At 74.7% G+C, this 13,437-nt stretch carries 9 protein-coding genes; 3 read left to right on the plus strand and 6 right to left on the minus strand.

What is annotated here, in order from left to right:
- The first annotated feature begins 59 nt into the window (after positions 1-59).
- On the plus strand, positions 60-1,022 hold the full coding sequence (locus K353_RS18700) for a DUF4231 domain-containing protein (protein WP_111554756.1): 963 nt from the start codon (positions 60-62) through the stop codon (positions 1,020-1,022).
- A 16-nt stretch (positions 1,023-1,038) separates the two neighbouring features.
- Entirely contained in the window at positions 1,039-1,908 is an 870-nt protein-coding gene (locus K353_RS18705; protein ID WP_233533674.1) for an alpha/beta fold hydrolase, read from the plus strand.
- Between the two features lie 57 nt (positions 1,909-1,965).
- Here the strand turns inward: K353_RS18705 and fxsT are convergent, their stop codons facing one another.
- From fxsT to pdxH, 6 genes are all read right to left on the minus strand, one after another.
- Positions 1,966-5,964, minus strand: coding sequence for an FxSxx-COOH system tetratricopeptide repeat protein (gene fxsT, locus K353_RS18730; protein ID WP_233533675.1), 3,999 nt, complete (start codon positions 5,962-5,964; stop codon positions 1,966-1,968).
- A 105-nt stretch (positions 5,965-6,069) separates the two neighbouring features.
- Entirely contained in the window at positions 6,070-7,323 is a 1,254-nt protein-coding gene (locus tag K353_RS18735; RefSeq protein ID WP_111554758.1) for a TIR-like protein FxsC, read from the minus strand.
- Between the two features lie 101 nt (positions 7,324-7,424).
- A complete protein-coding gene (locus K353_RS18740; RefSeq protein WP_233533676.1) occupies positions 7,425-8,270 on the minus strand; it encodes an aminoglycoside N(3)-acetyltransferase in 846 nt (281 codons plus the stop codon).
- On the minus strand, positions 8,267-10,645 hold the full coding sequence (locus K353_RS18745; RefSeq protein WP_111554759.1) for an FxsB family cyclophane-forming radical SAM/SPASM peptide maturase: 2,379 nt from the start codon (positions 10,643-10,645) through the stop codon (positions 8,267-8,269). Before K353_RS18745 ends, K353_RS18740 begins: the two co-directional genes overlap by 4 nt.
- A gap of 33 nt (positions 10,646-10,678) precedes the next feature.
- Positions 10,679-10,852, minus strand: coding sequence for an FxSxx-COOH cyclophane-containing RiPP peptide (gene fxsA / locus K353_RS18750; RefSeq protein ID WP_100836767.1), 174 nt, complete (start codon positions 10,850-10,852; stop codon positions 10,679-10,681).
- A gap of 267 nt (positions 10,853-11,119) precedes the next feature.
- Positions 11,120-11,938 (minus strand): pyridoxamine 5'-phosphate oxidase, encoded by an 819-nt coding sequence (gene pdxH / locus K353_RS18755; RefSeq protein ID WP_370447621.1) that lies wholly within the window; start codon positions 11,936-11,938, stop codon positions 11,120-11,122.
- 321 nt (positions 11,939-12,259) lie between these two features.
- Between pdxH and K353_RS18765 the strand changes: the two genes are divergently transcribed.
- Positions 12,260-13,360 carry a citrate synthase 2 gene (locus K353_RS18765; RefSeq protein WP_111554762.1) on the plus strand — a complete coding sequence of 367 codons (1,101 nt, stop codon included), beginning with the start codon at positions 12,260-12,262 and terminating at the stop codon, positions 13,358-13,360.
- Positions 13,361-13,437: the final 77 nt, after the last annotated feature.

The raw sequence follows: 13,437 nt of genomic DNA on the forward strand, positions 1-13,437 counted from the left end.
TTCAACCGGCACGGGGAAGGACTCCCGAGACCGGTGGGACTGCGCTGCGGGGGGCGGGGATGGCGGCTGGTGCGGGGCGTTCGATCGGCTTCGTGCGGGAGCGGGAGCTGCTCCCGGGCGTCTTCTGGGCCGCCGACGGCGCGTCCCTGCAGGGGCAGGCCCGGGCGGTGGCGCTCTCCCGCTGGGAACTGCTCCTGCTGGTCGGCGCCGCCTTCGCCGGCTCCGCCGACGGCCCGGTCTGGGCCTGGGCCGCCGCCCTCGCCTACCTGGGCGCGCTGTTCATCGCCCTCACCGTCGCCCGGCAGAACCCGCAGCGGCTCTGGTACGACGGCCGGGCGGTCGCCGAGTCGGTGAAGACGCTGGTGTGGAAGTACGCGGTGCGCGCCGACTCCTACCAGCCGCCGCCGCGCAAGCTGCCCGACGCCGAGCGCCTCTACGACGTCCAACTCTCCGGCATCCTGGGCGAGTTCGACACCGAACTGGTCTCCCCCGGGGTCACCGAGGAGCTGAGCACCTGGCGCGCCCCGGCCCGCCACCCGCAGATCACCGACACCATGGAGCGGCTGCGCGACCAGCCGCTGCCGGTGCGCCGCGAGGTCTACCTGCGCGAGCGGGTGCAGAGCCAGCGCCAGTGGTACCAGGCCAAGGCGATCCAGTGCCGCAACGCCACCCGCCGGGTCGGCCGGCTCGCCGTGGTGCTGCCCGCGCTCGGCCTGCTGCTGGCCGTGCTGCGCGCGCTCGGCCAGTTCGGCTTCGACGCGCTCGGCGCGATCTCGGCCGTCGCCGCCTCGGTCTCCGCCTGGGCCCAGCTGCGCCAGTACCGTCCGCAGGCCGCCGCCTACACCCTGGCCGCGGCCGAGCTCTCCAAGGTGGAGGCCCTGCTGGCCTCCGCCGACCTGAACGCGGCGGACGCCGAGGAGACCTGGGCCCGGCTCGCCCGGGACGCCGAGGACGCCATCTCCCGGGAGCACACCACCTGGCAGGCGCGCCGCGAGGTGCGCAGCCTCGACATCCCCAGCTGAGCAGGAGGGCCGCCGCGTGGCGACACGGAGGATCGAGACCCCGGACGGTGGCGTCCTCGCCGTCGAGACGTCCGGAGACCCGTCCGGCCGGCCGGTGTTCCTGCTGCACGGCACCCCGGGCAGCCGGGTCGGCCCGGCCCCGCGCAGCGCCGTCCTGGCCCGGATGCGGGTCCGGCTGATCTCCTTCGACCGGCCCGGCTACGGGGACTCCACCCGGCTGCCGGGGCGCGCGGTGGCCGCCGCCGCGACCGACGTGGCCGTCATCGCCGACGCGCTCGGCCTCGACCGCTTCGCCGTGGTCGGCCGCTCCGGCGGCGGCCCGCACGCGCTCGCCTGCGCCGCGCTGCTGCCCGACCGGGTGCGCCGGGCGGCCACCCAGGTCTCGCTCGCCCCGCGCCACGCGGACGGCCTCGACTGGTTCGAGGGCATGACCCCGTCCAACGAGCACGCCTACCGGCAGGCCGAGTTGGGTCGGCCCCGGATCGCCGGCCAGTTCCAGGTCCGCTCCCGGGTGATCCGCCGCGACCCGGCCCAGCTGATCCGCAACCTGGTCCCCGAACTGACCCCGCCGGACCGCACCGTGGTCGCCGACATCGGCATCCGCCGGATGCTGCACTCGACCTACCGGCAGGCGTTCCGCTACGGCGCCGACGGCTGGATCGACGACGTGCTGGCCTTCATCGCCGACTGGGGCTTCGCGGTGGAGGGCATCCGCGCCCCGGTCCGCCTCTGGCACGGCGCCGAGGACAGGTTCTCCCCGGTCGGCCACTCCTCCTGGCTGGCCGACCACATCCCCGGCGCCCAGCTCTACCTGGAACCGGGCGCCGCCCACTTCGGCGCGCTCAAGGAGATGACCGACGCGATCCGCTGGGCCGCCCACGCGTAGGGCGCCCCCACCGGCACCCGGCCGTCCCCGCCCGCACCCGCCCGTCCCCGCCCGTCCTCACAGCGGCTGCGGCTCCAGGTCGCGGTTGCTGCGCTGCCAGCCGCGGGCCGCGACCACCGACGGGTGGTCCTCGCCGAAGAGCTCGACCAGCCCGGCGACCGCCTGCATCCGCAGCGCCTCCGCCTCGCCGCGGCGGCCGGCCTCGCGCAGGGTGATGGCGAGGTTGGCCTGGCAGACCAGGGCGTCGGGGTGGGTGGCGCCGTAGCGGTTGACCAGGCCCTCGTACGCGGTGCGGCCGAGCGCCTCCGCCTCCCGGTGCTCGCCGTTCTCGCCGAGCGCGTTGGCGAGGTTGATCATGGCGTTGAGGACGAACGGGTGGTCGTCGCCCAGCACCCGGGCCAGGCCCGCCGCCGCGGTGCGGCCGTGGGTGACGGCGCCCTCGATGTCGCCGGAGCCGCGCAGGTAGATGGCGAGGTTGTTCTCGCAGGCGAAGGTGAAGGGGTGCTGGTCGCCGAAGAGCCGCCGGTGGCCCTCGTAGGCGTCGGTGGCGATGTCGCGGGCGGTCTCCTTGTCGCCGGCGGCGCTGTGGTCGGCGGCGAGGTTGAGCCGGCAGGCGAGGGCGTCGGCGAAGTCGGGGCCGAACAGGTCGACGTAGCGCTCGTAGGTCCGCTCGGTGAGTTCCCGGGCCTCGGTGTACTGGCCGGCCCGGCGCAGCGAGACGGCCAGCGACTTGGCGTTGCGCAGCTCCTCGGGCAGGTCGGACTGCTGGAGGTCGGCGAAGGCCTCGGTGACCTCCCGCAGGAGTTCCACCGAGCCCTTGTAGTCGCCCATCTCGCGCAGGTCGCGGGCCAGGTTGGACTTGGTGCCCAGGGTGTAGGGGTGGTGCGGGCCGCGGACGGCGGCGTTGCGCTCGACGGTGTCCTGGTCGAGGTCGCGGGCGGCGAGGCTGTTGCCGACCAGGCGGTGGTCGATGGCGAGGTTGTTGGCGACGGTGAGGGTGCGCGGGTCGTCCTCGCCGAAGAGCTCGACGAACTGGTCGTAGGTGTCCTGGTCGAGGGCGAGCGCCTCCTGGAAGCGGTTGAGGTAGCGCAGGTCGGCGGCCATCGAGTTGGCGGTCATCAGGGTGTACGGGTGGTGCTCGCCGAGCAGTTCGCGCTGGCCGAGCAGGGTGGCCTGGTTGAGCGCCAGGGACTCGCCGTAGGAGCCCTGGGAGCGCAGCACGTTGGCGATCTGCAGGCGCAGGCTGAGGATCTGCCGGCGCCAGATCTTCTGCTCGACCGGGTCGGGTTCGTTCTCGGAGCGGCTGGTCCAGGCGGTGTCGAGCTGGTGGCCGAGCTGGAGGGCCTGGTCGAGGTCGACGCGCTTCCACAGGTAGCGGACCCGGTCGATGAGCAGTTCGCGCACCTCGCGCTCGTCGCAGTCCTGGGCCCGGGACGGGGTGAGGTGGGGCCAGATCTTCTCCAGGGTCGGCCAGTTGGCGGGGTCGTCGGTGTCGCCGCGCGGGGGCCGGGCGTTGACCAGGATGCGGTGCACCTGGTGCATGGCGAGGTTGCGTTCGCTCTCGCTCATGCCGCTGCGGACGACGGCCTGGACCAGCCGGTGGACCTGGAAGGAGTCGGAGCCGGCGTCGGTCTTGGCCAGCGCGTAGCGGCTGACGGCGCGCAGCACCTTGCCGAGCAGGAAGGTGTCGGTGAGTTCCTCGTCGTACGGGTGGAGGGCGAGCCGCATCTGCTCGGAGAAGAAGAACTGCCGCAGCGAGATCGGCTCGGGCGCGAAGAACGCGCACAGTTCGAGCAGCCGGACCGCGGCGGGGGACTGCTCGCGCAGCCGGGCGATGGAGACGTTCCAGGTGAGGCCGACGGGGGTGGGGTAGTCGACCGGGGTCTCGCCGGCCGCGAGGACCTTGGTGGCCTCGGCCTTGAGCTGGTTGACGTAGGTCTCCACGGGGGTGCGGGTGGTCTCCAGCCAGGCGGCGGCGACCTCGACGGCCAGCGGCAGGTCGCCGACCGCCTCGGCGACCCGGTCGGCGTCGGCGCGGGCCAGGCCGCGGACCCGGCGGGTGAGGTGGTCGACGGACTCGGTGCGGTCGAAGACGTCGACGTTGAGCACGCCGGCCTGCCCGGACCAGCCCTGGTTGCGGGAGGTGACCAGGATGTGGCCGGGGCCGTCGGGGAAGAACCGGCGGATCTCGGCGGGCTCGTCCGCGTTGTCGAAGATCAGCAGCCAGTTGGGGGTCGGGATGCCCTGCCGGAGCGCGTCGCGGGTGGCCTGGGCGGCCTCGCTGACGTTGTCGCCGACCCGCAGTCCGAGCCGCCCGGCGAGGTCGGCGAGGTCGGAGACGACGTTCTCGCTCTGCTCGGCGTCGATCCACCACACCAGGTCGTAGTGCGACATGTACCGGTGGGCGTACTCCAGCGCCACCTGGGTCTTGCCGACGCCGCCGAGGCCGTACAGGGTCTGCGGCGGGGGCAGCACCGCCGTGGTGCCGCCGGCGAGTTGGGCCCGCAGGTCGTCGAGGACCTTGACCCGGCCGGTGAAGGAGTGGTTGCGCTGCGGCACCTCCCAGTAGGTGGGCTTGGTGCCGGGGAAGCGCGGCGCGCCGGGGCTGCGCTCGGGCAGCTCGGCCTCGGTGCGGCCGAGCGCCCGCAGCAGCGCGGTGGCGGCGGCGGCCTCGTCGCGGCCGATCAGGTCGACCGGGTTGCGGTTGTTGTAGGGCGCGTTGAGCCGGACGTCGGAGACGCGGACCGGGATCAGTTGGCGGCGGGCGCCGGCCGGGTCGGCCAGCACGGTGCGGTCCCACAGCGCCTGGGCCTGCGGGGACTGCAGGTAGGAGGCGGAGAGCAGGGCGACGGTGCGGTACGCGGAGTCGATGCCGCGGCCGGTGGCCTCGCGCGGGTTGGCCCCGGCGCCGACGTCGCGCGGGACGACCCGGTAGCCGGCGTCGGCGAGCAGCGCGGAGATCCAGTCCGCCCAGGCCCGGTCCTCGGGGACGTAGCTGAGGTACAGGTCGGCGGGGGCGGTGGGGCGGCGGCGGGCGAAGCCGTCGAGGAAGCGCAGCCGCAGGTCCTCGGGCATCGGCGGCAGTCCGAGCACCTCGCCGCGGGTGATCTCCTTGGTGAGGCGCTCGTTGGCGGCGAGCATCGAGCCGGGCAGCCCGGTCTGGTCGCCGAACGGGGCGAGGATCTCCTCGTAGGCGTAGAACGGCCGGTAGGGGATCTCCACCCCGGCCCAGTAGCGGGCCAGGTCGGCCTCGCCGCGGTCGGCGGGCAGGCCGGCGAACTTGACCCGGGCCAGCGCCCGGCCGGCGTCGGCCTTCTCCTTCTCGCCCTCGTCGATCCGCATCGGGACGGGCAGGATGCGGATGCCGCGGTCGCCGTAGCGGTCCTCGATCACCCGGGCGACCCGGGAGGCGCCGTCGATCGACTGGTCGCTGAGGGTGAAGCAGACCACCAGGTCGTCGGGCATCTCGACGGTGCAGATGTCGGCGGTGTCGGTGAGGCCGGTGCGGCTGTCGATCAGCACGTAGTCGTAGCGGCGCTTCATGTCGGCGCGCAGCGACTGGATGAAGCGGCGGCCCTCGTAGCGCTCGTAGAGCAGGTCCCAGTCGAGGCGGGCGACGGAGTAGTCGCGGTTCTGCTGCCCGGCGGGGACGAGGTCGATCCGGCCGGTGCCGGGGAAGTGCGGCCAGGCCAGCGAGAGGGCGTGCGGGTGGATCCGGGCGAAGTCCTCGATCCAGTCCGGGTCCCGGTCGACCGGGCGGCGGGCCTCCTCCAGGTAGTCGCCGAACAGGTCCATGATGCCGGTGGTGGCGGCGACCACCTCGGGGTTGAGGAAGGGCCGGAAGAACTGGGCGAGTCCGGGGGCCTCCAGGTCCCAGTCGACGACCAGCACCCGGCGGCCGTTGGCGGCCAGGATCCAGGCGGCGTTGGCCAGCGCCATGGTGCGGCCGGTGCCGCCCTTGTAGGAGTAGAAGGTGACGATCCGGCCCCGCCGGTCCTCGGTGGTGTCGCGGCGGGGCGACTGGTGCTGCGGGCCCCTCGTCGGCCTCTCGGTCATGACGTTCCCTCCCCCGGGCCCTTGGTGCCCGTCGTGGTACCGCACGCCGTGCTCACCGGTCGGAGTCCCGACCGCCCGGTGTCCTGCTGCCGTCGCGGGCCCGGCTCAGGGCCCGATGCCGGGTCTGCGCTCGGCCGGGCCGTCCTCCGGGCGGCTCTGGTACCGCTGCTGCTCGTGGGCGGTGCAGGCGCGCATCACGGCGCGCTCCATCTCGCCGCGGAACTCCTCGATGCTGCCGGGCGTGCCGACCACGGCCTCCTCGCGCAGGGTGGGCCGCCGCCGGGAGCGGCGGCTGACGGTCAGCACGCTGTCGCCGAGTTCGTCGAGCATCCGCTCGTGGTCGAGGTTCTGCTGGTCCCCGCGGTTCCACGGCTCGATGACGGCCACCGAGCCGTGGTTGCGCCGGTCCACCCGGCGCACCGCCTCGGAGCGCCGCCCGTCCAAGAACGCCCACCGGTCGACCAGCAGGACGCAGGGGGCGGCCGGCCGTTCGCCGGTCAGCAGGTGCTCGGCCTCCTCCTCGAACTCCCGCACGGTGGGCTGGAACCCCATCCCGCGGGCGATGTCGGCGGCGTCCTGGGCCAGCGGCCGGGAGGAGTCCGGGCGGTAGGGCTGCCAGTCGGCGCGCTGCTCGCCGTAGCAGAGCGGGCTGCGCTGCGGCGGCAGTTCGCGCTCCCGGTAGGAGAACACCGAGATCCGGACCTGGTCGGCGCTGTCGGGCGGGTCGAAGGCGGACGGCTGGGACTCGAAGTCGAGCACCTGCCCGGCCGGGATGACGGTCTGCTCGGCGACGTCGACGATCCGCCGGGCCAGCCGCCACACCGCGGTGTGGTACTGCGAGCTGAACGCGGCGATCTTCATCAGCGCGTACAGGCCCTCGGTGGCGTACTCGGCGCCGAAGCTGTCGTGGTTGAACTGGAGTTCCCCGGCCACCCGGGGCAGCTGGTAGTGCTCCATCGAGACCCACAGCGCCGGGACGATGCCGGTCATCCGCTCCGCGGTGGGCCGCCGCTGGTAGACCGAGCGGCGGGTGAACAGGTGCCACTCCCGGCCGCACGCCTCGGACTTGAAGTAGCGCGGCGAGTACAGCGGCACGAACACCCGGCAGGTGGCCAGCTCCCGCGACAGCCGCTCGGCCCACTTCTGCCCCTGGTGCATGGAGCGGTCCATGAACCCGACCGGGTGGCCGGACGGTGCGTCGGTGATCTGGAGGATCGCCTCGCACAGGTCCTGGTGGAGCTTGGCCACCCAGAGGTTGGGGTCGGCGGCGCCGCGCGAGTTGATCCGCGGGGTGTGCGCGTAGCTGAGGAAGAAGTACGGCCTGGGCGCGTCCTTGCGCTGGCCCGCACCGCTGCTCACACGCGCCTCCCCCGAGCCCGCCTGTCACTGTCCCCCGAAAGGGTCTCAAGTGTAGGAAGACCGGCGGTCCGAATGGAATAGGGCCTTGATCTGATCCGGTCTCAACTTCGCCTGTTCGAATACCAGTTGGCGGCGAGGTCGACCGCCTCCCGGATCGGCAGCAGGACGCTCGGGGCGGCGCCGACCGGGCCCTGCCGCAGCTCCGCCAGCTCCCGGAGCAGCATCGCGCCCATCTCCTCGAAGTGCCCGTCGTCCAGCCGGGTGGCGGTGAACTCCTCGACCGCGCGCGCGGCGCCGTCGGTGCGCCGGACGCAGGTGTAGAGCTGCTGCGGCCGGTCCGGCTGCCAGTACTCCAGCAGGTGCAGGGGGGTGCAGTGGCGCATCGGCGCGCCCAGCATCAGGTGCTGGGCCCCGGCGCGGTACATCCGGCCGACCGGCGACTCGTCGCCGAGGTGGCAGTCCAGCGGGTGCACCGCGGTGAGCTCCCCGGCGGCGGGGCCGAGCGCGGCGAACGAGGTCTGCGGGTGCGGGCTGCGCAGCGCGCCGGGCCACTGCCGGACCACCTCGGCGAGCCGGCCCACGGTCGGCGAGGCGGGGGTGCGGGGGTGCCAGGCGGGCATCCGGTCGTGGTAGTCGGCCAGTTCGGCGCCGGTCAGGCCGGCGGTCCGGTCCCGGTAGTACGGGGAGGTGCGGGAGTTCTCGGGCGTAGCGGTGTAGACGACCAGCGTGCCGCGCGCCCCCAGCGCCGCGAGGAGCGCCCGCACCACCCCGGGCGCGCCCCCCGCCACCGGCCCGACCGCCCGCAGCGAGGACTGCACCAGCAGCGTCCCGCCCTCCCGGACGCCCAGCTCGCGCAGCTGGCCGGCCAGCTGCCCGACCGACCGGGGCGCGCCCGGTTCCGGCCGGGTGCGCCCCGGTCCGGTCCGGAGCAGCGCGGTACCGGTCACCGCCGCCCCGCGGCGGCCCGTCGGGCGGCCGGGTCCGCGGCGGCGGCCTGCCGGGCGGCCCGCTCGGCGGCGGCGCCGACCGGCACCTCCAGGGCGGGGGCCAGCGCGGCGCGCATCCCGGCGGCGAAGCGCAGCCCGAGCGGGGTGAGCGAGCCGGAGCGCTCCAGCGTCCCGATCGCGTCGGCGGTGTGCGCCCGCCAGGTGGCCAGCTGGAGCCGGGCGGCGGCGTCGTCGCCCCGCAGCCCGTCGTGGGCCCGCACCCGGCCCGCCCAGTACGCGACGACCGCGAGGTGCGCGTAGGTGCCCTGCAGCAGGCCCTCCAGCGGGCGCGGGTCGGGCCGCCAGGGGGCGTGGTAGAGCCGGTCGTCGGCCTGGTCGTGCAGGTCGTACAGGTCGAGCACCGCGCCGAGCTTGACGTGCTGGAACTCGTGGGCGAGCAGCAGCGCCAGCACCGGGGCGGTGGTCGGCCGGGCGATCCCGACCGCCCCGTACGCCTGCCGGGCGGCGGCGCTGACGTCGCGCCCGTCCGGGCCGGGGGCGAGCGGGGTGACGGTGCCCAGGCCGGCCGCGATGCCGGCCGCGTAACCGGGCAGGTCGCGGCCGAGCAGCTCCCAGGCTTCACCCAACGCGCCCGTCCAGTCGAGCAGTTCGGCGTCGGAGAGCCGGTCGGCGGCGGGCCACTGGTGGCTGTCGCGCCGCGGGTCGGTGTCCTCCAGGGCGAGCGTCCAGCCGGGCAGCGCGACCCGGCGGACGGGCTGCCACAGGTGGTCGCCCGGCCGGTCCCAGCGGACGGTGTGCCCGGCGCAGGACAGCCCGTCGGCGTCGCCGCGCAGCACCGCCTCGGTCCGGCCGTCCAGCCGCAGCCGGCCGAGCGTCGGCAGGTGCAGCCAGCCCGCGCGGACCGGCAGCACCAGTTCGAACCCGATCCGCCCGCGGGCCGCGGCGGCGGCCGCCAGCTCGGCCGGCCCGCCCGGGTCGCCGTGCCCGTCCCGGGCCAGGTGGCGCCCCGCCCAGGTCCGGGTGTAGGGGTGGGCGAGCACCGCGTCGAGCGCGCCGGGCGCGGCGCGGTCGACGGTGGTCAGCAGCTGCCAGGCGGCGCTGTTGCCGGGCGCCCCGGCAGCGGTCACCAGCCTTCGGGAGAGCTCCAGTTGGGCCTGGCCGAGGGCGGTGACGGCGTCCGCGCCGCCGAGCCCGTGGGCCAGTTCGTCCAGGTGCCGGTCGGTCAGCGGCTGCCGCTGCTCGGCGGGCGCGGCGGCCCGGGCCGAGACCCGGTCGCGGATGGTGGTGATGAGCTTCAAGAGGTCCCCGCAGTACACCGACGGCTGGTCGAAGCCGCCGCCGGTCCGGTATCGGTGGGCGTAGAGGCCGCCGCCGCAGCTGCGGACCACCGGGCAGGCCCGGCACCGGGCCGCCAGGCCCGCCAGGCCGGACTGCCGCTCCAGCATCCCCGGGTGCCGGGCGACCTCGTCCAGGCTGTGCGCGAACACGTCGAAGCCGGTGGCGGGCGCGCCGTCGTAGGCGGTCTTGAGGCTGTCGGCCTGTTCCAGCGTCCCGTCGGTCTCGACGACCACCAGGTCCGCCGGGTCCAGCCCGAGCGACTCGGTGAGGCTGGAGCGGCCGCGCAGGGTGCGGTGCACCGAGTCGAAGATCCGCACCGGCACCGGGCGGCCCCGCTCGGTCCAGTGCCGGTGGACCGCCAGCAGCCAGTCCGCGTAGGGGGTCGGCCCCGCGCCCTCGGGGCGGGCCGGCGGGTGGTCCCAGGTGGCGTGCGGCAGCAGGAAGTCGATCCGCGGCGGCTGTTCGGCGACCAGCGCCTCGTACACCGCGACCGGGTCGTTGGCCACGTCGACGGTGCACAGCAGCCCGGCGTACAGGTGCCGGAACTCCGGTTCGCGCAGCAGGGCCAGCGCGGCCAGCACCTTGGCGTGGCTGGAGCGGCCGTCCGCGAAGCGGCGGTGCCGGTCGTTGGCGAGCCGGTCGCCGTCCAGCGAGACCCCGACCCTGATGTCCTGCTCGGCGAAGAGTTCGCAGAACCGGCGGTCCAGCAGCACCCCGTTGGTGTGGATCCGCAGGTCCAGCGCGCACCCGGCGGGCAGGGCGGCCCGCAGCAGTCCGGCGGCCCGGCGCAGCCGGTCCGGGCCGGCCAGCAGCGGCTCCCCGCCGTGCAGCACGACGTGCACGGCGGGGAGCCGGTGGGTCCTGGCGTGCTCCGCGATTCGTCCGGCCGTCCGCTCCAGCACCTCGTCCGAGACCGCCCTGGCCTTGCGGCTCCAGCTCGTGTCGGCGTGCTCATACACGTAGCAGTGGTCGCAGGCCAGGTCACAGCGGCTGTGGACCTTCAGCACGAACTGGCTGAACGGCACGGTGGCGGACATCGCGGGGGAACCGATCCGGCTGTTCCCGTACGGTCAGATCGACGACTGGAACGCGGCCACCGCCACCTGGCGGGCCGCCGCGTCCGGCAGCACCCGGGCGATCTGGGCGGTGAGGTCCTCGGCGTCCAGCGCGGCGAGGTCGGCCAGGGCGGCGCGCTCCAGGGCGACCCGGGGCTCGGTCAGGTCTTCGGCGAGGGCAGTGGTCATCGGCGTTGCCTTCTTCACTGAGGCGTGCGGACGGGGGATCGCCGCAGCCGGAAGACAGTGTCGTGAGTCACTGCGGCCTGACACCGATGCACAGCATAGCCCCCGCCGGTTACCGGCAACCCCCGCTCGAAAACCCGCGATCGGCACCGCCGACCGTACCCAGTACGGCAGTTGAGGGAGGGTCAGCCGCCGGGTTTTCGCCCGTTCGGCGGTACCGCCGTTCGACCGCCCGTGCTAGCGGGACTCGAACTGGGGAACCGGCGCCCGTCAGGGGAAGAGCCGCTCGACCTGCCAGCCGTCGGCGGTGGCGACGTAGCGCAGCCGGTCGTGCAGGCGGTTCTCCCGGCCCTGCCAGAACTCCACGCTGCGCGGGACGACCCGGTAGCCGCCCCAGAACGGCGGGACGGGGACGCCCTCGCCCTCCGGGTACCGGGCGGCGAGGTCGGCGTAGCGCTGTTCGAGCACCTCGCGGTCGGCCACCGGGCTGGACTGCTCGCTGGCCCAGGCGCCGAGCTGGGAGCCGTGCGGGCGGGTGCGGAAGTAGGCGGCGGTCTCGTCCCGGCCGACCTTCTCCACCCGGCCGGCGACGATCACCTGGCGGGCCAGCGTGATCCACGGGAAGAGCAGCGCGGCGTTCGGGTTGGCCGCCAGGTCGGTGCCCTTGCGGGAGCCGTAGTTGGTGAAGAACACGAAGCCGCGCCGGTCGTAGCCCTTGAGCAGGACGGTGCGCGCGGAGGGCACCCCCAGGGCGTCGGCGGTGGAGAGCACCATCGCGTTCGGCTCGGCCACGCCCGCCTCGCCCGCCTCCTGGAACCAGCGGGTGAACTGCTGGTAGGGGTCGTCGGCGAGCTGCTCCTCGGCCAGCCCGGCGTGCCGGTAGTGCTCGCGCATCACGGACGGGTCCGGCCCGGGCCGCTCCCCGGCGGGCCCGGTCGGCCCGGCGGGCGCGGCGGGCTCGGCGGGCGCAGTGGGCTCGGCGGGCGCGGCAGCCGCAGGGGGCGCGGCGGAGCCGGCGGGCACGGCGGGGCCGGCGGGCAGGGACGGGGCGCTCGGCTCGGCGTTCGGGTGGCGTTCCGCGGTAGGCACGCCTCCATCATCCCGTACGACAAGCGCCGGGCGCCGCTGCGTCCGGGCGAACGGCTGGGGATAGGGTGGCTCGCCACCGCTCCGCGGCCCACTGCGCGGGAAATCGTCCGGCTAGCGCCCGGGACGTCCCGAAAATCCGTCGAGGAAGCCGGAGACGACAGGGGTTCGAGCGGCCCGTGGGGGAAACATCACCGTCACGGTGTATGGCGCAATGCACTCCGTGCCTGACAATCTGACACCGAGTGCCAACCACCATCGGCCACCGGCGTGCCGCCCCACCATGGCCGCCCGCCGCGTCGGATCACTGAAGGAGCCGTTCTGATGTCGGATTTCGTACCCGGCCTTGAGGGTGTAGTCGCCTTCGAGAGCGAGATCGCCGAACCCGACCGCGAGGGCGGGGCGCTGCGCTACCGCGGGGTGGACATCGAGGACCTGGTCGGCCAGGTCTCCTTCGGGCACGTCTGGGGCCTGCTGGTCGACGGCAGGTTCGCCCCCGGCCTGCCGGCCGCCGAGCCGTTCCCGATCCCGGTCCACTCCGGCGACATCCGGGTCGACGTGCAGTCCGCCCTCGCCATGCTCGCCCCGGTCTGGGGCCTCAAGCCGCTGCTGGACATCTCCGCCGAGCAGGCCCGCGACGACCTGGCCCGGGCCGCCGTGATGGCGCTGTCGTACGTGGCCCAGTCGGCCCGCGGCCAGGGCCTGCCGATGGTCCCGCAGCGCGAGATCGACAAGGCGGAGACGATCGTCGAGCGGTTCATGATCCGCTGGCGCGGCGAGCCGGACCCGAAGCACGTCAAGGCCGTCGACGCGTACTGGACCTCGGCCGCCGAGCACGGCATGAACGCCTCCACGTTCACCGCCCGGGTGATCGCCTCCACCGGCGCGGACGTCGCGGCGGCGCTGTCCGGCGCGGTCGGCGCGATGTCCGGCCCGCTGCACGGCGGCGCGCCCTCCCGGGTGCTCGGCATGATCGAGGAGATCGAGCGCACCGGCGACGCGGCCGCCTACGTGCGGAAGACCCTGGACAAGGGCGAGCGCCTGATGGGCTTCGGCCACCGGGTCTACCGCGCCGAGGACCCGCGCGCCCGGGTGCTGCGCCGCACCGCCAAGGAGCTCGGCGCGCCGCGCTACGAGATCGCCGAGGCGCTGGAGAAGGCCGCGCTGGAGGAGCTGCACAACCGCCGCCCGGACCGCGTGCTGGCCACCAACGTCGAGTTCTGGGCCGCGATCATGCTGGACTTCGCCGAGGTCCCGGCGCACATGTTCACCTCGATGTTCACCTGCGCCCGCACCGCCGGCTGGTCGGCGCACATCCTGGAGCAGAAGCGCACCGGCCGGCTGGTCCGCCCGGCCGCCCGCTACATCGGCCCGAGCTCCCGCAAGCCGCAGGAGATCGAGGGCTGGGACCAGATCGGCGGCTGACCCGCCTCCGGAACCGCTCCCGCGACCGTTCCCGCCGCCGTTCCCGCAGCCACTTCCGGGTGAAAGGCTGACGGGGC

The organism is Kitasatospora sp. SolWspMP-SS2h (genome assembly GCF_003259315.1).
GTDB lineage: Bacteria > Actinomycetota > Actinomycetes > Streptomycetales > Streptomycetaceae > Kitasatospora > Kitasatospora fiedleri.

What these genes read in the sequence shown, in the direction of transcription:
- K353_RS18745 (WP_111554759.1), bottom strand. Translation starts at nt 10,645, where the DNA reads ATGTCCGCCACCGTGCCGTTCAGCCAGTTCGTGCTGAAGGTCCACAGC.
- K353_RS18700 (WP_111554756.1), top strand. Translation starts at nt 60, where the DNA reads ATGGCGGCTGGTGCGGGGCGTTCGATCGGCTTCGTGCGGGAGCGGGAG.
- K353_RS18765 (WP_111554762.1), top strand. Translation starts at nt 12,260, where the DNA reads ATGTCGGATTTCGTACCCGGCCTTGAGGGTGTAGTCGCCTTCGAGAGC.
- fxsA (WP_100836767.1), bottom strand. Translation starts at nt 10,852, where the DNA reads ATGACCACTGCCCTCGCCGAAGACCTGACCGAGCCCCGGGTCGCCCTG.
- fxsT (WP_233533675.1), bottom strand. Translation starts at nt 5,964, where the DNA reads ATGACCGAGAGGCCGACGAGGGGCCCGCAGCACCAGTCGCCCCGCCGC.